Here is an 18895-nt window from a genome sequence, read left to right as displayed (position 1 = left end):
CTTGTGTAATCCAGAAAGAACGTCTCAGAGCAATCAATCAAGATGCACCAAACTAGCGTCTCGCATGCCTGCTTGAGACTGTGACGAGCTTCAGGTTACACAAAATGGATGTCAGTGGCTACCGTTGTGTGGCACATCGCCTTTTAACGTAATGCGATGTAGTAGACGTTTGTAGCCATGGTAGTCATTGATCGGGTTATGTAGCACACAACGATTATCCCAGAGCACAATGGAATTTACCTGCCAACTGAAGCGGCAGGTAAATTCCGGTCGCGTCTGATGTTCAAAGAGAAAATCCAATAGAGGCTGGCTTTCTGCTTCGGTCCAACCTAGGAAGTGGGTGGTGTGTGCCGTGTTCACATACAGGGACTTTCGACCCGTCTCGGGGTGAATGCGTATGACTGGATGTTCGCCTGTGAGCACCTCTCGCGCTTTATCAGTGGCTGAGTCTGCAATTCGGTCCTCACGAGTTTTGGTGACTTCTGCTTTGGCGGATGAATTCACCGCAATCAGTCCCTCTAGCGTACGCTGCATTCCGGGCGACAAAGCCTCATAGGCGGCATAGCCGCTTGCAAACAGCGTATCGCCGCCTTTGGGTGGAATTTCGCGGGCAATTAACATTGTCGCCATGGGCGGGGCTTGAAGGTAGGCGGTGTCGGTGTGCCATACGCCACCAAAGTTGTGTCGCTCATGCGGCAGCTTCAACACCTGAATGATTTTGGGGTAGTTCTCAATCCCTTTAACAAACGGGTACTCAACCGGTTCGCCGAATTGCTCAGCAAACGCTTGAAACTGGGCAGGATCGAGCGGTTGATTTCTAAGAGCAATTACGCCATATTCCAGCCAGATTTCCCGCAACGCCGCAATCAATTCGGGCGTTTGATCATGAAGCAAATCGAGACCCTGCACTTCAGCCCCGATGGTGCCTGACATAGGAACAACGTTTAGCTTATCAAGAATAGCCATCATTACGCTCCAAACAAGTTGATTCAATATGCCATAGGTGTCTGAGTCGACGCTAGTGGTTGTGGTGCGTAAATACTCGGATACAACGCATGGAGGTTAGGCTCTTGGCGGAGCCAGTTGGGGTAAATCCGTCTCTCCTAGGGATACCCCGTATTAGCCTGCGATGACGATTGTTGTTCCTTGGTATATAAATGGCAGGTTAATTTTGCCTAACGGAATTTTTGTCCACACATCTTGAATTGATACAAAAATATTGGAGACCGTCATGTCTATTTCACGTCGCGAAATTCTAAAGTTAGCTGGTGCTACGGGAGCGCTGTCAATGGCTCCGACTTTTGCGCTTGCGTCTGGCCTTGAGAAGAAGGCTGTCCATATTGCCGTCGGTGGCGAGTCTTTGGTGTACTACCTCCCATTGACTATCGCCAACCTCAATGGCTACTTCAAAGATGAAGGCTTGGACGTCAAGGTCTCCAATTTCGCTGGTGGTTCCAAGGCGCTACAGGCAGTTGTTGGCGGCAGCGCTGATGTTGTATCTGGTGCATACGAGCACACTATCAACTTGCAGTCGAAGGCTCAGATGTTCCAGTGTGTGGTACTCCAGGGTCGTGCACCTATGATTGTTGTGGGTGTCTCCACCAAGACCATGCCCGACTACAAGAGCCCAGCTGATTTCAAAGGCAAGAAAATCGGTGTTACTGCTCCCGGCTCTTCTACCAATATGTTGTTTGAATTCTTCTTGGCCAAACATGGTTTAAAGGGTAGCGATGTTTCGATCGTTGGCGTTGGAGCTGGTGCAGGCGCAGTGTCAGCCGTGCAATCAGGCCAAGTTGATGCCATCGTCAATCTGGATCCCGTTATCTCGGTGCTCGAAGCTGAGAAAGCCATCAAAGTGGTTTTAGATACCCGCACTATCAAAGATACGATTGAAGTGTTTGGTGGCAATATGCCGGCCGGCTGCCTGTACCTCCCCAATGATTACATTGCTGCTAATCCAAATACAACCCAAGCTTTGGTCAATGCCATGGTACGTGCAGACAAATGGATCCAAGCCAACGGTCCCGACGGTGTCGCGAAGGTGGTGCCTGAGTCGTATCTGCTCGGTAAGCCCGATGTTTACAAGCTTTCAGTCCAGCGTTCGATGGAGGGTCTTTCGCCTAACGGTATGATGCCCGCTGATGGTCCGGAAACTGCGCTGAAGTCGCTTGCTGCATTCAAGAAAGGTTTCGATGCAAGCAAGATTGACCTTGCAAAGACGTGGACCAATACCTTTGCCGAAAAGGCTAACAAGAAGTTCGCATAATGGCTCAAGCAAATACCGAAGCACCTGCACTGGCACTAAAAGACATTACCTGCACATTCATCTCCCGTGATGACCCAGGACAGCGATACACCGCTGTTGCTGACACCACGTTGGAGGTGAAGCCCGGTGAGTTCGTGTCTGTTGTCGGACCTACAGGGTGTGGCAAGTCCACGTTGTTAAATGTAGGTGCCGGTTTGCTTACACCGTCCAAAGGCGCGGTTGAAGTCTTCGGTCAACCCTTGCAAGGCATCAACCAACGGGCAGGGTACATGTTCCAGGGCGAGGCGTTATTGCCTTGGCGCAAGGCACTTGATAACGTGACAGCTGGTTTGCAGTTTGCCGGGGTTGACCCCAAAGAGGCGGACGAGCGCGGACGGGAGTGGATGCGTCGGGTGGGGCTTGGCGGTTTTGAAGACCGCTATCCTCACCAAATGTCAGGCGGCATGAGAAAGCGAACCATGTTGGCGCAGACTCTGATTCGCGACCCTGACATCATCTTGATGGATGAGCCTTTTTCTGCTTTGGATATCCAGACCCGTCAACTCATGGAAAACGAGGTGCTCGATCTCTGGATGGCCAAGCGCAAGGCAGTGCTTTTTATTACGCACGATCTCGATGAGGCGATTGCGATGAGCGATCGTGTGGTGGTTTTGTCAGCTGGGCCAGCCACACATCCAATCGGCGAGTTCCTGATTGACATCCCGCGACCGCGAGATGTGGCCGAAGTACGCAGTATCCCCAGGTTTGTAGAGCTTCATACGGATATATGGGCAGTGCTGCGCGATGAGGTCCTCAAGGGCTACGCCCAACAAAAAACCAAGGTAGCGTAATTGATGTGGCAAATGATTAGACCGAACTCCAAACTGTCATTGCGGGTCTGGCAGTTTTCTATTTTGGCGCTGATTCTGGGCGTTTGGCAGTATGTGTCTCTGGATCCGAAGATCGCTTTCTTTTTTGGAAAGCCCACTGGCGTGTTGGATGCTCTTTGGGTCTGGTTTGTCACTGACGGCAACATTTACTATCACTTGCAAATTACGTTGCTTGAGACACTCCTGGCCTTTGTGATTGGTACGTCCGCAGGCATGGGGGCAGGTCTGTGGCTTGGGCTTTCACCGGTCGCCAGTGCCATCATGGATCCGTACATCAAAGCATTGAATTCGATGCCGCGGGTCATTCTCGCCCCAATCTTCGCGATGTGGTTTGGCCTTGGTATCTGGTCTAAGGTGGCGCTGGCAGTCACTCTGGTGTTTTTTATTGTTTTCTTTAACGTCTATCAAGGTGTTAAAGAGGTGAGTCCTACGTTGCTCGATAATGCTCGTATGTTGGGGGCGGATCGCAAGAAGTTGCTTCGTTACGTCTATCTGCCATCGGCTACAAGCTGGGTGTTTTCAAGCTTGCATACTTCGGTCGGTTTGGCGTTTGTTGGCGCCGTGGTTGGTGAGTATCTTGGCTCGGCCGCTGGAGTGGGCTATCTGATTCTACAAGCCGAGGGCGTATTTGATATTAATACGGTCGTGGCCGGTGTGTTGGTCTTGACCGCATGCGCGCTGGTGCTTGACGGTATTGTGGGCGTAATTGAGAAAAAGCTTATGAAGTGGCAACCCAAAAGTGGGGAGACGGAGCAGCAAGTTTAGATATCGCTTTGATTTAACGGCGTATGAACAAAAAAAGCACTGTTAACAGTGCTTTTTTTGTGAGTCGATGGCTCGTCGTCCTATGCCAGAGCAACAATAATCGGCCCCCAGACCGCAAACAATACGTTGGAAATGGCATAGCAGACAGTAAATCCGATCACTGGAGTTTGACTGCCAGATTCCTCAATGATGGTGTTCATCGATGCTGCTTCTGTTTGCGCACCGGCAATGCCACCTAGCAAAATGAGCGGATGGATTTTTAGCAGATATCGTCCGGCGTAAAAGGCTACGATGGGTGGCACAAGGGTCACGATGACACCAGCAATCAGAAGTGCTACCCCGTGCTCGTGCATGGCTTCGATGGCACGTGGGCCAGCCATGAGCCCTACCACCGCCGCAAAGGCGGTCAACCCTAGCTCTGAAAAAGCCCATTGTGCTGCTGCAGGCAAATCGCCCACGCCTTGATAACGCGAGTGCGCCCAGCCTACGACAAGCGCTACCACCAAGATCCCTCCACCAACACCGAGTTCAATCGGTACGATGCCAATGTGAGCGGTGATCAGTCCAATCAACGTGCCAAGCACAATGGCTAGGGTATGAATCGCAATGTCGCTTTTATGCGCCTCGCCTTTGACTCTCCCAAAACTAGCGGCTAGTTCATCAACTGAGTCCGGTCTGCCTGAAATCTCAGCGACGTCGCCAAAGCGATAGATGGTTTGGTCGGTCGGGACGATGCCGTAACCAGCATGTATGATTTTGTTCAGAAAGATCCCATGGTGGCTAAGTGGGCCAATTTCGCGACGCAGTTCACCAACTTCTTTTCCGACATGTTCCCGTTTGTCGAGCACTACATGCACTGTTTTGCGCGGAAAAGATAGCGCTTGAGGACTATCAACTTCAGGCCCGAATTGATTGTCCATATCAGTCACCAGTTCACGGCGGCAGAGCACTGCCACAATGTCGCCAGCTTTAAGCCTCAGATCCACATCGCGATCAAGTACTTGGCCATCACGAATCACCCTTTCGATACTCATACGGGGAAAATGCGCCTCGATTTCACAGATCATCTGGCCATCGCTAGGTCGTCCGGGTTCGATGACGTGTGCCCTTGCTACCACGCTACTGTAAGGATGGATATCGCCATTGCTCTTGCCCTTACCCTTGCCGGCCAGTTCAGCTTCTAGTTCGATGGCCGCTTGACGTAAATTGATCTTAAGCAACAGCGGGGCGACGGAGCTGACAAAGATAATCAGTCCCACGGTGCCGAATATATAGGTAATGGCGTAGGCAATGGCCATGTGACTATTTAGCCGATCTAGCTCAGCCGCGCTGATGTCAAGCTCATGCATGGCACTTGATGCTGTACCCATCATCGCTGTATCGGTTAATGCCCCCGCCCCTAAACCTGCAGCAAAGCCAGCATCAAAGCCAAAGTAGGCGTTCATGGCCAGAATGGTGACTAGGCCCGTGACGCAGAGAATGACTGACAGCAGTACCAGCTTAATGGTCTCGCGATTCAGGCTGCCAAAAAATCCCGGTCCGCTCTTAAAGCCCACTGCGTATATGAAGAGCGCAAAAAAAACGGCCTTGAGCACGCTGGGAATTTCGATGTCGATCTGCCCAATGATCAGACCCATCAACAAAGAGCCCGCGACAGTACCTAAGTGAAACTTGCCAAACTTGATTTTCCCTATCCAGGTTCCTAGCGCAATCGAGAGGAATATTGCGATTTCGGGGTTATCTCTGATGGCATGTAGCAAGGAGTCGATCATGGCGCTGGATATCGGAAATTACTAAGGAGGTAAGCCGTTTGTTAACCTGCTGTGGCAGTTATGTCAATGCTTGAGGGTATTTGTGCTGCGTCGCAAGAGACCCGATGGATCGTTCAACGTACCGGCCGCAGCCCATTTTCCTTTATATTCATGTACTTTAAGGGTGACTTCAGCTGTAACTGGATCGTCTTTATCGCTGTTTCATTCCTGGTGTGTCGTCACCCACAAAATATTAATAATCGTTAAAGGTATGCCCATGAAATCTCGATTCTTGACTCGTTCCGTTTGCTCTCTGGCCATTGCCAGTGCCACCTTGTTTGGTGGTATCGCTCATGCACAAATGAAAGTTGGTTTTATGGCTACGTTGTCCGGACCGGCCGCTGCGCTTGGTCAGGATATGTACGATGGTTTCATGTTGGGGCTAGAGCAGTCAGGTGGCAAGCTTGGTGGGGTAGAGGTTGAGGTCATCCGTGAGGACGATCAACTCAAGCCTGATCTTGCGGTGCAAACCGTGAATCGATTTATCGAGCGTGACCAGGTCGATGTCGTGGCTGGCATTACATTCTCCAACGTCATGATGGCAGTCGCAAACCCTCTGGCAGAGTCCGGTACCGTATTTGTTGGGATGAACGCTGGTCCCGCCCCCTTGGCTGGCGAGCGCTGCGCACCGAACTTTTTCTTTGTGGGCTATCAGAACGACCAACAGGCCGAAGGTGTGGGTAAATACGCCACCGACAAGGGGTACAACAACGTATACCTTATGGCACCAAATTATCAGGCCGGCAAAGACGCGGTGGGTGGCTTTAAACGCTACTACAAAGGAGGCATTGCCGGTGAGGTGTATACGCGAGTGAATCAGCCTGACTATTCTGCTGAGATTGCTCAACTGCAAGCAGCTAACCCAGACGCGGTTTATGTCTTCTATCCCGGTGGTATGGGCATTAACTTTATCAAGCAGTTCCGCCAGGCCGGATTGCTAGGCAAGATCCCGCTTCTGTCAGTCTCTAGTTTCGATGGTTCAACCTTGCCTGCTCTGAAAGAAACCGCTCTAGGAGCGATTTCTGGCTCCTTCTGGGGGGCGGACTTCGATAATCCGGCGAACAAGAAATTCATCGAGACATTTGAGGCTAAATATGGCCGTATCCCTTCACAATATGCTGCTCAGGCCTATGATGGCGCATTGCTCTTGGATGCTGCCCTAAAGAAAATCGGTGGCAAGTATCAAGACAAGGATGCGCTTAAGAAAGCTTTGCGTGAAGTCGATTTCGGGTCGGTGCGTGGTGCCTTCAAGTTCAATAAAAACGGTTTTCCTATTCATGACATGTACGTGTTTGAAGTTGCACCGGATTCCAAAGGCCGTATTTCTCACAAAACCCTGCAAAAGACGCTGCCTAACCATCCCGACTCTTATGTTGGTAAATGTCCGCTGTAACTGCAGGACGTTGTGACTTTTAACCTTGTTCTAGGGCAGGCCTTAAACGGCCTGCAGTTCGGTTTGTTGCTGTTTCTCATGGCAGCAGGCTTGACGTTGGTTTTTGGGATCATGAGCTTTGTTAATCTCGCTCATGGCTCGCTCTACATGTTTGGCGCCTATTTCGCAGCGACGATTGCTTCGCATAGCGGATCGTTTGTGCTGGCTGTGATCCTGGCAGCGCTCTTGATGTTTGTGCTCGGTGTGCTGCTAGATGCAGGTGGACTTCAACTACTGCATCGACGCAGTCATCTCGATCAGGTGCTCGCAACATTTGGCGTTGTTTTATTTGCCAATGAACTCGTGCGTGTCGTGTGGGGTAATGCCCCTGTCTATATGGATGCGCCGGAGGCATTGGCCGGGGCGGTCAACCTTTTTGGGGTGAACTATCCTTCCTATCGATTTGCCATTATTGTGATTGGTTTGCTGGTGGCACTCGGGCTTTATTTGCTCATCGAACGCACTCGAATCGGCATGTTGATTAGGGCCGGTGCTACCAATCGGCGCATGGTCTCAGCATTGGGTGTCAACATTGGCTGGTTGAATCGTTTCGTCTTTGCCCTTGGTGCGGCGCTTGCTGGTCTTGCGGGGGCGATGGTCGGTCCAATTCTGTCAATCGAACCTGGCATGGGTGAACCTGTTTTGATCCTGACTTTGGTTGTGATCGTCATCGGCGGGATCGGCTCGATTCGTGGAGCTTTTTTTGGGGCGTTAGTAGTGGGTGTAGTCGACACTTTGGGTCGTATCTTCATCCCTATCTGGTTACGTGAATCACTAGATCCGGCAATGGCCACCGCTGTGGGGCCTGCACTGGCCTCAATGCTGGTGTATCTAATGATGGCAGTGATTCTGGCATTCAAACCAGACGGCTTGTTCCCAGTCAAGGCTCGGGGATAGTTACCATGGCTCGAGATCTACGCACCTTCGTTGCGACCTCTATTTTGATTTTTCTGGCGGCTGTGCCACTTTATGCTTGGCTAGCTGACGATGTCTACGTCCTGACCTACTTTGGACGAATTCTGGCATTCGCACTGGCAGCTATTGGTTTGAATCTCGTGCTCGGGTTTGGAGGTATGGCCAGTCTCGGTCATGCGATGTATATCGGCTTGGGCGCCTATACGGTAGGTATTCTGAGTTCGCTGGGTTTGTTAAGTGGCTGGCTGCATTTGTCGGTCGCGTTAGTGACGACCTTCATCATTGCAATACCCGTGGGTTGGGTTGCGCTCAGAACCAGGGGCATGGCGTTCATCATGATCACTCTGGCTTTTGCGCAGCTCTTTTTCTACGTATTTGTGAGTTTGCGACAGTTCGGTGGTGATGAGGGACTTAGTCTGACGCAATTAAGCGATTTTGGCGTATTGACTGGCAACAAGTATGCCGTCTACACCTCGTTGCTTGTGGCGTTATTAATCACCCTGTGGTTAGTGGCCCGGCTCGTTGATTCACGGTTTGGGCTGGTACTCAGGGCGACGCGTTTTAATGCTCGTCGTGTCAATGCGGTGGGTACTTCAAGTCAGCCGTACCGTCTGGCTGCTTATGTGTTGTCTGCCGAGATCTGCGCTGTGGCAGGCTATTTCATGGCTAACTTAAATGGCTTTGTCTCACCCGCGATGATGAGTTGGCTAGTGTCAGCCGAGCTTATGGTCATGGTGCTGCTTGGTGGTATGGGTACTATTTTTGGGCCGATCGCTGGCGCAGCAGGCTTGCTTTTGATTGAGGATGGCTTGAAGTTGATGACCGAGCACTGGCCTCTTGTACTTGGACCTTTGGTCTTGCTGATGGTGTTGGGGTTGCGCCAGGGCCTATGGGGGATGTTGTTGCCCGAGCGTGAGAAGGCCCGTCAGTCTGGAGGGCAGCACTGATGACGGAGCTTTTGCGTCTGGACAGTCTGGTCAAACATTACGGTGCAATCTGTGTCACGGATCACGTTAACTTGACGGTTAGTCAGGCAGAGATACATGCTTTGATTGGACCAAATGGTGCAGGCAAGACAACTTTGATTAACCAAATTACTGGTGAAGTACCCAGCGATGCTGGGGCTGTTTATTTTGATGGTCAAGACATTACTCGATGGTCTGTGGCCAAGAGAGCCCACGCTGGTATGAGTCGCTCATTTCAGATCAATTCGCTTATCCCTGCCTTCACGGCTAGAGAGAATGTCCTTTTGGCGGTCCAGGCGGCGCGCGGGCATAACTTTTATTTTTTTGCGCCTGTGACCGGTGATCAGTCGTTGGTCAACGAAGCTGACGGATTTCTCGCTCGTGTAGGTCTTGATGCGCACGCAGATGAGCTTGTTAGCAAACTCGCATACGGACAACAACGCTTGGTTGAAGTGGCTATTGCCATGGCGAGTCATCCTAAGCTCTTGCTCCTAGATGAGCCAATGGCCGGTTTGGGGCCAGCGGAGTCTGAGCGCATGATTGCATTACTAGATAGCTTACGGCAAGACTATGGAATGTTGCTAGTCGAGCACGACATGGATGCCGTGTTTGCTTTGGCTAATCGGATCAGTGTGCTGGTCTACGGTCAGGTCCTTTTATGCGACACCCCCGAAAAAGTGCGCCACAGTGAGATCGTGCGCGAGGCTTATCTTGGCGATGAGGACCTAGATGACTGAGCCGCTGCTAGAAGTCAATGGCATCGAATCCGGCTATGGCGTGAGTCAAGTGCTATTTGGAGTCTCATTCCAGGTGAGTGTGGGTCATTGCGTTAGCCTGCAAGGTCGCAATGGCATGGGCAAGACGACAAGCATTAGCACCATCATGGGTTGGTTACCTTGTTGGCGAGGGGAAATTCGTTGGCAGGGCAGACCGATTCAAAATTTGCCGTCTCATGACATAGCACAGTTAGGCATTGGCCTGGTTCCCGAGGGTCGACAGGTGTTTCCCAATTTGACTGTGTGGGAGAATTTGGTAGCCACGGCCAAGCCTGCTCAGGGCTCGCGTGCTTGGACTGTCGAGCGGGTGTTTGAATTATTCCCCAAGCTTGCTGAACGGCGTAAAAACTTTGGAGATCAACTCTCCGGTGGTGAGCAACAGATGTTGGCGATTGGTCGAGCGTTGATGACCAATCCGAGGTTGCTGATTCTCGACGAAGCAACCGAGGGTCTTTCACCGATCCTAAGGCAAGAAATCTGGCACGCGTTAGCTGCGCTCAAGGCCGAGGGGCTATCGATTCTCATTACGGACAAGAATTTGAAGCAACTACTTGGCCTCTGTGATCATCACATCATTTTGCAAAAGGGACAAGTGGTCTGGACGGGTACGTCAGATGAATTTAGATCGGACCCTGGTTTAAGGCAGGCGTACTTGGCTGCTTAACTTGGCTGCTTAAGCAAGGATTTGAAATAAAAACTTGATGGCACTGTCCTAACCTCTCCTCCAATCTCGCTCAACGTTGTTAGACAAGATAGTCCGTTGGTTGATGCAGCCATAGGCTTAATCGTCAATGGGTTTATCGTGTGGGATTTGTTCGCCGATCAGTAAAATGGTTTTCTGTTTAATTTCTTTCGGGCATAGATGCCCACTTAAATTAAAAAAGTATGAGCCAGACGCTTTTCGACAAAATTTGGTCATCCCATCTAGTCCTGCCAAGAAGGGATGGACCCTCATTGATGTACATCGATCGACACATCGTGCATGAGGGCTCCTTTCACGCTTTTAATGGCTTGCGGGCACGCGACCTTTCACTACGTCACCCTGAGCAGGTGTTTGGTGTGCCAGATCACTATGTTCCGACAAATGGTCGCTCGGCTCAAGAGGCTGCCAACCCCGAGATTGCCAACATGATTGTGCAGTTTGACCGCAACATGCGGTGGGGTAAGGTCCCTCATTTTGAATTATCTGATGAGCGTCAAGGTATTGTGCACGTCGTTGGACCAGAGCAGGGCATTACATTGCCTGGCATGACCGTTGTTTGCAGTGACAGTCATACATCTACGCATGGTGCTTTGGGGGCGATCGCTTTTGGTATTGGACAGTCTGAGAGTATGCATGTGATGGCTACTCAAACCCTGTGGCAGACCAAACCGAGAGTGATGCGCATCAAAGTGGATGGTCAACTAAGAGAAGGTGTTGGTGCTAAGGATATTATTCTCGCGATCATTGCCAAGATTGGGGCTGGCGGAGCTGTTGGATATGCGATCGAATACGCGGGCTCAGCAATTGAGTCACTCGGGATGGACGGACGTTTGACAGTATGCAATATGTCAATTGAAGCTGGCGCCCGACTCGGAAGTATCGCTCCTGACGATGTGGTTTTTAACTATTTGCACGACAAACCACAATCGCCCAAAGGCGATTTATGGGATCGGGCCATTGAGCATTGGCGTAGCTTGAAGTCAGATGCTGACGCCGCCTTCGATCGCGAGGTGACGCTAGATGCGAACTCTCTGAAACCCATGGTGACATGGGGCACTAGCCCTGACGCTGGAGGACCAATCGATGGTGCAGTGCCAGATCCTGAGATACTGTCTGAGGCGGTTGATCGAGCAGGCGCCCGTGCAGCCCTAGATTACATGGGCTTGGTGCCAGGGACTCGCTTTACAGACATTTCAATTGACAGGGTATTCATTGGGTCTTGTACCAACAGCCGATTGAGTGATTTACGTGAGGCAGCCGAGATCTTGCGCGGTAAGAAAGTGAAAGTCCCCGGGATCGTTGTCCCTGGCTCTGGACTTGTCAAACGAGATGCAGAGGCAGAGGGACTTCACCGCATATTCATCGAAGCCGGACTTGAATGGCGTGCTGCCGGCTGTTCAATGTGCGCTGCGATGAATGGGGATGTTGGCAGTCCAGGCGAGCGTATTGCATCGACTTCAAATCGTAATTTCGTTGGGCGGCAAGGTCCAGGGGTTCGTACGCATTTGATGAGCCCGGCTATGGCCGCCGCTGCGGCTGTGACAGGTAAGTTGACCGATGTCAGAGAATTGGTTTAAGAGTCTCGTATGAGTAAAACTATTCAAGTATTTGAGCCATTGACCGAATTTAAGGCGCATGCAGCTGTGCTGTCAGGCCCTAACATGGACACTGACCAGATCATTCCAGCGCGCTTTTTAAAAAAAGATAGATCGCAAGGTTACGGGCAGTATCTGTTCTTTGATGCTCGCTTTGATGAGGCTGGACAGGCTAAAGCCGATCATCCTTTGAGTGCCATGCCGCAGCCCCAAATCCTGATTGTCGATGAGAACTTTGGTTGCGGCTCCTCGCGCGAGGGCGCTGTCTACGCTTTAGTTGATTATGGTATCCGTGTGGTCATCGGTACCACGTTTGGTGACATATTTCACAACAATTGTTTCAAAAACGGTCTATTACCAATTCGTCTTTCGCCAGAGGATCATAAGTCACTGCGCTCTGCGCTCTTCAAGTCACGTGAGATCACAGTGGACTTGCCTGCGCAGATCATCAGCTGGGAGACAGGCCAGGTTCAGTTTGCTGTTGACGCATTTTGGAAGGAGTGTCTGACCAAGGGTCTTGACGACTTGTCTCTGACACTCAGTTATCAGGCTGAGATAGATCATTTCGAGGAAAAATATCGCAATCATTTCCCTTGGATGGTGCCAGCACGCTAGGTTTTCAATTTGAAAGGGCTCTTGTTTCGGGTGCTTGACCGGTTTTCGCGCTTTTTCGAGTCTTGTGTAAGCAGTACGCCTCGATCTCATTGACTGTTTGAAATGTTTTTGGCGTGTGTTGAATATGCTTGTTCGTACTGGGGCGGCTTGCTATAAAACAGTCTATTGCCTATCAGCCAGACCTTTGCGTCTTGCCTTTTCAAAAAACAAATCGGGGGGATGATGTCTGTAACGTCAACATATCCGGTTGGGCTAAGTCGCTCGACAGGAAAAAACGCTCGGCTTAAATCAGCGTTAGCCGAGGTATCTATCGTCATGGCACCAGGTTGTTTTGATTGCCTAACGGCTAAGCTTGTGGCAAACGCTGGCTTTGGCGCTGGCTACATCACTGGTTCCGGGTTATCGATGAGTGCGCTTGGTGCGCCTGATATGGGTGTTATCTCATTTGGGGAGATTGTTGAGCGTGTCATGCGTATTTGTGACAGTGTTGACATCCCGTTGATTTGTGATGCTGACACCGGTTACGGCGGACCAATCAATGTGATTCGAACCGTCAAGGATCTGGAACGAGCGGGGGTCAGCGGTATTCAGATTGAAGATCAAGCGTGGCCTAAAAAATGCGGGCATGAACCCGGACGTAAAGTAGTAGATGTTGATGAGATGGTGGGGCGAATCAAGGCCGCGGTTGATGCTCGCGATGATTCAAACCTTTTGATCATTGCGCGCACTGATGCGCGCACCGAGTTTGGTATCGAAGTGGCGATTGAGCGTGCGCTGCGGTATCAAGAGGCAGGTGCTGATGTGCTCTTTGTCGAGTCGCCTGAAAGTGAAGAAGAAATGCGGCGAATTAACCAATCAATTAAAGCGCCGACGCTTGCCAACATGGTTGAAGGAGGTCGTACGCCTGTATTCGAAGCATCGAAGTTGTATGAGCTCGGATATAAACTGGCCATTTTTCCGAATTCGCTAACTCGCATGATCGCTAAGCAGGGTGCTGAGCTTATGCAAACACTCAAACAAAATGGGGCTACGGCAGCGTTTTCAGATCGTATGGTCGACCATCGGGGATTGTGGGATTTGTTTGATTATCCTGCTTGGACTGATCTTGAGCGTAAGTTCGCCAATCAATAAAGCAAATCCTTTGTTTGATAAGTCTGTCGTGGTGAGCTGCTGATTTTTTGTAGCGAGATATTTATCCGTATTGTTTGAGAAAAGTCTATGGAATCGAGTGTACTGATTAGTGAGGTCGGGCCCAGAGACGGGTTGCAATCTGTATCCACAACAATGCCAATTGAGCATAAGCTTTGCTGGATTGATGCTTTAGTTGCTGCTGGCGTTCGTGAAATCGAAGTCGGATCCTTTGTGTCACCGAAACTCTTGCCGCAAATGGCCGACACAGCACTCGTGGTTGAACACGCGTTACGGCACGAGGGCGTCACTGTCATGGCCCTAGTGCCAAATTTGCGTGGAGCGCAGACAGCATTTGATGCTGGGGTACACAAGATAACCCTGCCAGTGTCTGCTAGCAAAGCGCATTCGCTAGCTAATGTCAAAAAAACACCCCAAGAGATGGTTCAAGAGATTCATACGATTGTCAGTGTGCGTAATGACCTGGCGCCCAATGTCCAGATTGAGGCAGGCATTTCGACTGCATTCGGGTGTACCTTGCAGGGGATTGTGGATGAGGATGAGGTCGTGGCACTGGCTAAAGCTCTGGTCGATGCTGGTGTAGATGAGGTCGGATTATCCGACACAACAGGTATGGCTAATCCTGCACAGGTTCGGCGTTTGTTTAATCGAGTTCGTGATGTCATTGGTCAAAAGACAGGAGCGGCACATATGCACAATACTCGCGGCCTAGGGTTAGCGAATTGCTTGGCGGCCTATGACGTTGGAGTGCGCACTTTTGACGCATCACTTGGCGGACTTGGGGGGTGTCCCTATGCACCTGGTGCCTCAGGAAATGTCGTAACCGAAGATTTGGTGTTTATGTTTGAGGCCATGGGTGTGAACACAGGCATAAATCTAGAAAAGTTAATCGCTGCGCGTGAGCCACTGCGTATCGGTTTGCCCACGGAATCTTTATATGGCATGACGCCAGAAGCCGGATTGCCAAAGGGATTCGTGCAGGAGTTCGTGAATGTCTGAGAGCTTGCCGTTAACAGGAATCCGTGTGGTTGAGTTTACGCACATGGTCATGGGCCCAACCTGCGGCATGATACTGGCTGACTTGGGTGCGGATGTGATCAAGGTTGAGCCGCTAACAGGTGACAATACGCGCAAGCTAATGGGGTCAGGAGCGGGTTTTTTTCCGCTGTTTAATCGCAATAAAAAAAGTCTGGCTGTTGACGTAAAAACCGAGGCTGGCCACGATATCGTTCATCGATTGATCAAGACTGCCGATGTATTTAGTGAAAACTTCAAATCCGGCACCATGGATAAACTAGGACTTGGTGAGAAACAACTTCGATCCATCAATCCTGGTTTGATATACGTTTCTCACAAAGGATTCCTTCCCGGGCCGTACGAACAACGAACCGCTTTAGATGAAGTGGTTCAAATGATGGGTGGTTTGGCCTATATGACTGGACCGCAGGGGCGACCCTTGAGAGCAGGCAGCAGTGTTAATGACATCATGGGCGGCATGTTTGGCGCCATTGGTGCGCTGGCTGCGTTACATGAGCGTGGCAAAACAGGACGCGGACATTCGGTCAAGAGTGCTTTGTTTGAAAACAATGTGTTTCTCGTTGCTCAACATATGATGCAGTACGCTGTGACAGGTAAACCTGCGGCACCAATGCCAAACCGTATCAGCGCCTGGGGTATTTATGATGTGTTTACGGTTAAGGATGGCGCACAAATTTTCTTGTCGGTCGTCAGTGATACTCAATGGCAAATTTTTTGCGACGAGTTCGGCTTTAGTGATCTTTTCAATAACCAAAGCCTTGCTTCCAATAATCAAAGGGTTCAGGCGCGTGACTGGCTTATGCCGATATTGAGAGAAAGATTTGCGAATCTGAGCGCTAAGCAGCTTAGTGAGCGTTTCGAGGCAAGAGGTCTGCCTTATGCACCAATCACGCGTCCTGAGGAACTCTTTGACGACCCGCATTTGAAAGCCACAGTAGGATTGGTCGATGTCACGATCCCGCCAGATGGGTCGTGTGCTAATGCCACGGTATCAACGCAGGTGCCACTTATACCGATTGAATTTGATGGACAACGGTTAGGTGTGCGGCATGCTCCCCCGGCAATTGGTAATGATACTTCTACGTTACTTAATGAGTTAGGCTTCACGCCAGAAGAGATTGCCGCATTGACTGCGCAGGGTGTGATCCATACCCCTTGATTGTTAAACCTTTGTTTTTCTGTAAGGCTTAACGGCAGCAGGGAATTGATAATCACGGTGTCGTGGTTATCGAGAATAGAGCTCAAGTTGTTTTTCTGGTTACATTTCAAGCATCGTCACAGTCCAGGCTGGGGAACTAATGATCAAAAAGGACTTAAGAGATTTGTTAGGCGGACTCCTCATGATTGCTATTGGGGGGTTCGCTGTGATTTATGGTCAGCGATATGAGATGGGTCAATTGCAGCAAATGGGTCCGGGGTATTTCCCGGTAGTGCTTGGCAGCATTTTGGCCCTGCTCGGGGTTTTTATAGCTGTACCCGCGTTGTTTCGCACGGGAACTGCGATCGAAGTTCAGTGGAAGAGCCTGTTCTGGGTTAGCGCTAGCCTTATTTTGTTTGCAGGATTACTCAACATTGTGGGTGTGATATTTGCGACCATGATTTGTGTCCTAACAAGTAGTATGGCTAGCACCTTACCCTGGCGCAAAAAGCTTATCCTGGCTGCTTCGATCGCCTTGTTGACTTACCTCATTTTCTCATTGGGATTAGGCATGCAGTTTCCTTTGTGGCCTTGGTCACGTTGATATCGATCGCCAGTCTCCGGAATAAATACACATGGAAATTATCAACAGCTTATTGATTGGTTTTGATGCTGCGATTCAGCCAACGGTTTTGCTTTACTGTTTCCTTGGCGTTTTTTTGGGCACATTTGTTGGTGTCTTGCCGGGTATCGGACCACTGGCAGCGATCTCGCTATTGTTGCCAATCACTTATTACATAGATGCCACCTCAGCGATTGTGATGCTGGCTGGGGTTTACTACGGTGCCGAGTATGGCGGTTCAACGGCCTCGATTCTGCTAAATCTACCAGGTACTACGGCCAATGCAGTCACTTGTTTGGATGGTCACCCAATGGCCAAGCAAGGTCGGGCTGGTGTTGCATTGTTCATGACAACCATCGCATCGTTGGTTGGTGGTGTAGTCGGTATCATGGCGTTGGTGTTGTTTTCTCATGCGATTGTTGAGATGGCCATGCAGTTTGGGCCTGCCGAATATTTTGCGCTAATGGTTTTAGGTCTAATAGCGGCGTCCACTCTGGCATCCGGTTCGCCTGCTAAGGGAATGGCGATGGTAGTACTTGGACTGTTGCTCGGCACCGTTGGTACGGATATTAACTCGGGAACTGTCCGGTTTGATTTTGGGATCCCAAAGTTGATGGATGGCATTAGTCTGGTGGTTATTGCCATGGGATTGTTTGGCATCTCGGAAATCGTCAATAGCATCACAGTGAAGCGGGACAATAAAGTCACGCAAAAAATCACAATGCGCTCGATGATGCCAACACGTGAGGATGTAAAGGCCAGTCTGATGCCAATGTCTCGTGGCGCTGGTATAGGCGGTTTTTTTGGCGCACTGCCTGGCACGGGTGCTGCCATATCAGCATTTATTGCCTATGCAGTTGAGAAAAAAATCGCAAAGGATCCAACGCGGTTTGGAAATGGTGCAATAGAGGGGATCACGGCACCTGAGTCAGCCAATAATGCTGCGGCACAGTCCGCATTTATCCCAACGCTGACTCTCGGTATTCCGGGTAGTGCCACCATGGCGATTATGCTCGGCGCTCTGATTATTCATGGCATCGAACCAGGACCATTGCTCATGTCCGAGCAACCATCATTATTCTGGGGTTTGATTGTTAGTTTTTTTATCGGCAACATCATGTTGCTTGTTTTGAACATACCGTTAATCGGGCTCTGGGTTTCGATTCTGAACATTCCTTACAGGCTTTTGTATCCCGCAATTCTTGTTTTCATCGCGATCGGCGTCTACAGCGTCAGCAACAGTCCCTTTGATATTCTCCTGGTAGCCATCGTCGGTATTTTGGGCGTGGTGCTCAGTGCCCTAAGGTTTCAGGCCGCTCCTTTGTTGCTTGGTTTCGTGCTGGGTCCGTTGATGGAGGAAAACCTTAGGCGCGCGCTCTTGATTTCACGCGGTGATCTGATGGTATTCGTGGATCGACCCATCAGTCTTGGATTGCTAGTGATAGCTTCAATTATTGTCTTGTGGTCGGCTTTTGGTGTACTTCGCCGATTTGCCAGAAGGCAAGTACTTGAGCGCGAACGCGCTCAAGTGGATGGTTAATGACTGCTAGCCGTAATGCGCTTTGAGTTCACGAATCGTGTCAGCTAACGATTCAACATCACCGAACTTCATGTCGAGATCGAAAAGATTCGCTTTGTGAGCCTGCGGGCTACGATCTCCACACGCATCGGCCACAATGATGCTTCGGAAATTGTGTGAGAAAGCATCAACGGCACCCGCACGCACGCACCCAGAGGTTGAGACACCACAAATGATCAAGGTGTCTACCTCGTCGTAACGCAAGAACGCTTCGAGTGGTGTTGAAAAAAAGCACGAAGGCTTATTTTTTAGGATTAGCCTGTCTTGCGGTCTAGGTCCGTAGCTTTCCGGCCATTGATCAGCTTTGGGGTCGCGCGCATATTGAAAAGCATCCGGCTCTTGCAGCTTGTAATTCCAAACGCCTCGATAGGTTGGGTGGCTGCGATCGTCACGGCGACTGTAATAGATTGGTAGATCGAGTTCCCTGAAAGTCTCGGTCAATTTGTTTAAAGCGTCTATGAGGTCGGTCATTTCCCGCCCACACATTGAGTAAGCGGGGTCAACAAACATATAGGTGGTGTCGATATTAAGTAGAGCGGCCTTTTTGCCCATACCGATTGGTTGCGCAAATCCGGCCTTGCGATATGTCTCGAGCTCTTCATCCGGCACGTATCCGCGCCACTTTTCAAGTTTGTCAGTTGCCATGGATTAAGTCTT

17 protein-coding genes and 1 pseudogene are annotated in these 18895 nt (G+C 50.4%); 15 read left to right on the top strand and 3 right to left on the bottom strand.

Annotation, left to right across the window (positions count from 1 at the left end):
• Positions 1-111: 111 nt before the first annotated feature.
• Positions 112-969, bottom strand: coding sequence for a TauD/TfdA dioxygenase family protein (locus DHf2319_RS11060; protein WP_243478409.1), 858 nt, complete (start codon positions 967-969; stop codon positions 112-114).
• A 262-nt stretch (positions 970-1231) separates the two neighbouring features.
• On the opposite strand from DHf2319_RS11060, the gene DHf2319_RS11055 reads away from it, so the two are divergent.
• From DHf2319_RS11055 to DHf2319_RS11045, 3 genes are read left to right on the top strand one after another with little or no spacing between them, the layout of a single operon-like run.
• Entirely contained in the window at positions 1232-2266 is a 1035-nt protein-coding gene (locus DHf2319_RS11055; RefSeq protein ID WP_243478408.1) for an ABC transporter substrate-binding protein, read from the top strand.
• Positions 2266-3096 carry an ABC transporter ATP-binding protein gene (locus DHf2319_RS11050; RefSeq protein ID WP_243478407.1) on the top strand — a complete coding sequence of 277 codons (831 nt, stop codon included), beginning with the start codon at positions 2266-2268 and terminating at the stop codon, positions 3094-3096. The genes DHf2319_RS11055 and DHf2319_RS11050 overlap by 1 nt, the downstream gene beginning before the upstream one ends.
• 3 nt (positions 3097-3099) lie before the next feature.
• Positions 3100-3900, top strand: a complete 801-nt coding sequence (locus tag DHf2319_RS11045; protein WP_243478406.1) for an ABC transporter permease — start codon at positions 3100-3102, stop codon at positions 3898-3900.
• 80 nt (positions 3901-3980) lie between these two features.
• Here DHf2319_RS11045 and aspT read toward each other — a convergent pair whose 3' ends face one another.
• On the bottom strand, positions 3981-5672 hold the full coding sequence (aspT, locus tag DHf2319_RS11040; protein WP_243478405.1) for an aspartate-alanine antiporter: 1692 nt from the start codon (positions 5670-5672) through the stop codon (positions 3981-3983).
• Positions 5673-5928: 256 nt separating this feature from the next.
• On the opposite strand from aspT, the gene DHf2319_RS11035 reads away from it, so the two are divergent.
• From DHf2319_RS11035 to DHf2319_RS10980, 12 genes and pseudogenes are all read left to right on the top strand, one after another.
• Positions 5929-7104, top strand: coding sequence for an ABC transporter substrate-binding protein (locus tag DHf2319_RS11035; RefSeq protein WP_243478404.1), 1176 nt, complete (start codon positions 5929-5931; stop codon positions 7102-7104).
• 12 nt (positions 7105-7116) lie between these two features.
• On the top strand, positions 7117-8040 hold the full coding sequence (locus DHf2319_RS11030; protein ID WP_243478403.1) for a branched-chain amino acid ABC transporter permease: 924 nt from the start codon (positions 7117-7119) through the stop codon (positions 8038-8040).
• A gap of 5 nt (positions 8041-8045) precedes the next feature.
• A complete protein-coding gene (locus tag DHf2319_RS11025; protein WP_243478402.1) occupies positions 8046-9005 on the top strand; it encodes a branched-chain amino acid ABC transporter permease in 960 nt (319 codons plus the stop codon).
• On the top strand, positions 9005-9760 hold the full coding sequence (locus DHf2319_RS11020; RefSeq protein ID WP_243478401.1) for an ABC transporter ATP-binding protein: 756 nt from the start codon (positions 9005-9007) through the stop codon (positions 9758-9760). Before DHf2319_RS11025 ends, DHf2319_RS11020 begins: the two co-directional genes overlap by 1 nt.
• Positions 9753-10463 carry an ABC transporter ATP-binding protein gene (locus tag DHf2319_RS11015; protein ID WP_243478400.1) on the top strand — a complete coding sequence of 237 codons (711 nt, stop codon included), beginning with the start codon at positions 9753-9755 and terminating at the stop codon, positions 10461-10463. Before DHf2319_RS11020 ends, DHf2319_RS11015 begins: the two co-directional genes overlap by 8 nt.
• 221 nt (positions 10464-10684) lie before the next feature.
• On the top strand, positions 10685-12079 hold the full coding sequence (gene leuC / locus DHf2319_RS11010) for a 3-isopropylmalate dehydratase large subunit (protein ID WP_243478399.1): 1395 nt from the start codon (positions 10685-10687) through the stop codon (positions 12077-12079).
• Between the two features lie 9 nt (positions 12080-12088).
• Positions 12089-12712, top strand: a complete 624-nt coding sequence (leuD, locus tag DHf2319_RS11005; RefSeq protein ID WP_243478398.1) for a 3-isopropylmalate dehydratase small subunit — start codon at positions 12089-12091, stop codon at positions 12710-12712.
• Positions 12713-12931: 219 nt separating this feature from the next.
• Positions 12932-13843, top strand: a complete 912-nt coding sequence (locus tag DHf2319_RS11000) for an isocitrate lyase/PEP mutase family protein (RefSeq protein WP_256462161.1) — start codon at positions 12932-12934, stop codon at positions 13841-13843.
• A gap of 87 nt (positions 13844-13930) precedes the next feature.
• Complete coding sequence (locus DHf2319_RS10995) at positions 13931-14860, top strand: hydroxymethylglutaryl-CoA lyase (RefSeq protein WP_243478396.1); 930 nt, start codon at positions 13931-13933, stop codon at positions 14858-14860.
• Positions 14853-16046: pseudogene (locus DHf2319_RS10990) on the top strand (CaiB/BaiF CoA transferase family protein); the annotation flags it as partial. The gene DHf2319_RS10995 and the pseudogene DHf2319_RS10990, both read left to right, overlap by 8 nt.
• Before the next feature lie 151 nt (positions 16047-16197).
• Positions 16198-16641, top strand: a complete 444-nt coding sequence (locus DHf2319_RS10985; protein WP_256462160.1) for a tripartite tricarboxylate transporter TctB family protein — start codon at positions 16198-16200, stop codon at positions 16639-16641.
• Positions 16642-16672: 31 nt separating this feature from the next.
• Positions 16673-18199, top strand: a complete 1527-nt coding sequence (locus DHf2319_RS10980; RefSeq protein WP_243478393.1) for a tripartite tricarboxylate transporter permease — start codon at positions 16673-16675, stop codon at positions 18197-18199.
• A 6-nt stretch (positions 18200-18205) separates the two neighbouring features.
• On the opposite strand, the gene DHf2319_RS10975 is transcribed toward DHf2319_RS10980, so the two are convergent.
• Positions 18206-18883, bottom strand: a complete 678-nt coding sequence (locus DHf2319_RS10975; RefSeq protein ID WP_243478392.1) for an isochorismatase family protein — start codon at positions 18881-18883, stop codon at positions 18206-18208.
• Positions 18884-18895: the final 12 nt, after the last annotated feature.

Origin of the sequence: Orrella daihaiensis, from assembly GCF_022811525.1 — a bacterium.
GTDB classification, from domain to species: Bacteria; Pseudomonadota; Gammaproteobacteria; order Burkholderiales; family Burkholderiaceae_B; genus Algicoccus; species Algicoccus daihaiensis.
Note: the sequence above shows the minus strand (reverse complement) of the source record. Positions and strands in the feature narration are given on the sequence as shown.

Excerpts from the sequence above, each read along its gene's own strand:
- DHf2319_RS11060 (WP_243478409.1), bottom strand. The coding sequence starts at position 969 with ATGATGGCTATTCTTGATAAGCTAAACGTTGTTCCTATGTCAGGCACC.
- DHf2319_RS11025 (WP_243478402.1), top strand. The coding sequence starts at position 8,046 with ATGGCTCGAGATCTACGCACCTTCGTTGCGACCTCTATTTTGATTTTT.
- DHf2319_RS10995 (WP_243478396.1), top strand. The coding sequence starts at position 13,931 with ATGGAATCGAGTGTACTGATTAGTGAGGTCGGGCCCAGAGACGGGTTG.
- DHf2319_RS11035 (WP_243478404.1), top strand. The coding sequence starts at position 5,929 with ATGAAATCTCGATTCTTGACTCGTTCCGTTTGCTCTCTGGCCATTGCC.
- DHf2319_RS10975 (WP_243478392.1), bottom strand. The coding sequence starts at position 18,883 with ATGGCAACTGACAAACTTGAAAAGTGGCGCGGATACGTGCCGGATGAA.
- leuC (WP_243478399.1), top strand. The coding sequence starts at position 10,685 with ATGAGCCAGACGCTTTTCGACAAAATTTGGTCATCCCATCTAGTCCTG.
- DHf2319_RS10980 (WP_243478393.1), top strand. The coding sequence starts at position 16,673 with ATGGAAATTATCAACAGCTTATTGATTGGTTTTGATGCTGCGATTCAG.
- DHf2319_RS10985 (WP_256462160.1), top strand. The coding sequence starts at position 16,198 with ATGATCAAAAAGGACTTAAGAGATTTGTTAGGCGGACTCCTCATGATT.
- DHf2319_RS11045 (WP_243478406.1), top strand. The coding sequence starts at position 3,100 with ATGTGGCAAATGATTAGACCGAACTCCAAACTGTCATTGCGGGTCTGG.
- DHf2319_RS11000 (WP_256462161.1), top strand. The coding sequence starts at position 12,932 with ATGATGTCTGTAACGTCAACATATCCGGTTGGGCTAAGTCGCTCGACA.
- DHf2319_RS11015 (WP_243478400.1), top strand. The coding sequence starts at position 9,753 with ATGACTGAGCCGCTGCTAGAAGTCAATGGCATCGAATCCGGCTATGGC.
- leuD (WP_243478398.1), top strand. The coding sequence starts at position 12,089 with ATGAGTAAAACTATTCAAGTATTTGAGCCATTGACCGAATTTAAGGCG.
- DHf2319_RS11055 (WP_243478408.1), top strand. The coding sequence starts at position 1,232 with ATGTCTATTTCACGTCGCGAAATTCTAAAGTTAGCTGGTGCTACGGGA.
- aspT (WP_243478405.1), bottom strand. The coding sequence starts at position 5,672 with ATGATCGACTCCTTGCTACATGCCATCAGAGATAACCCCGAAATCGCA.
- DHf2319_RS11020 (WP_243478401.1), top strand. The coding sequence starts at position 9,005 with ATGACGGAGCTTTTGCGTCTGGACAGTCTGGTCAAACATTACGGTGCA.
- DHf2319_RS11050 (WP_243478407.1), top strand. The coding sequence starts at position 2,266 with ATGGCTCAAGCAAATACCGAAGCACCTGCACTGGCACTAAAAGACATT.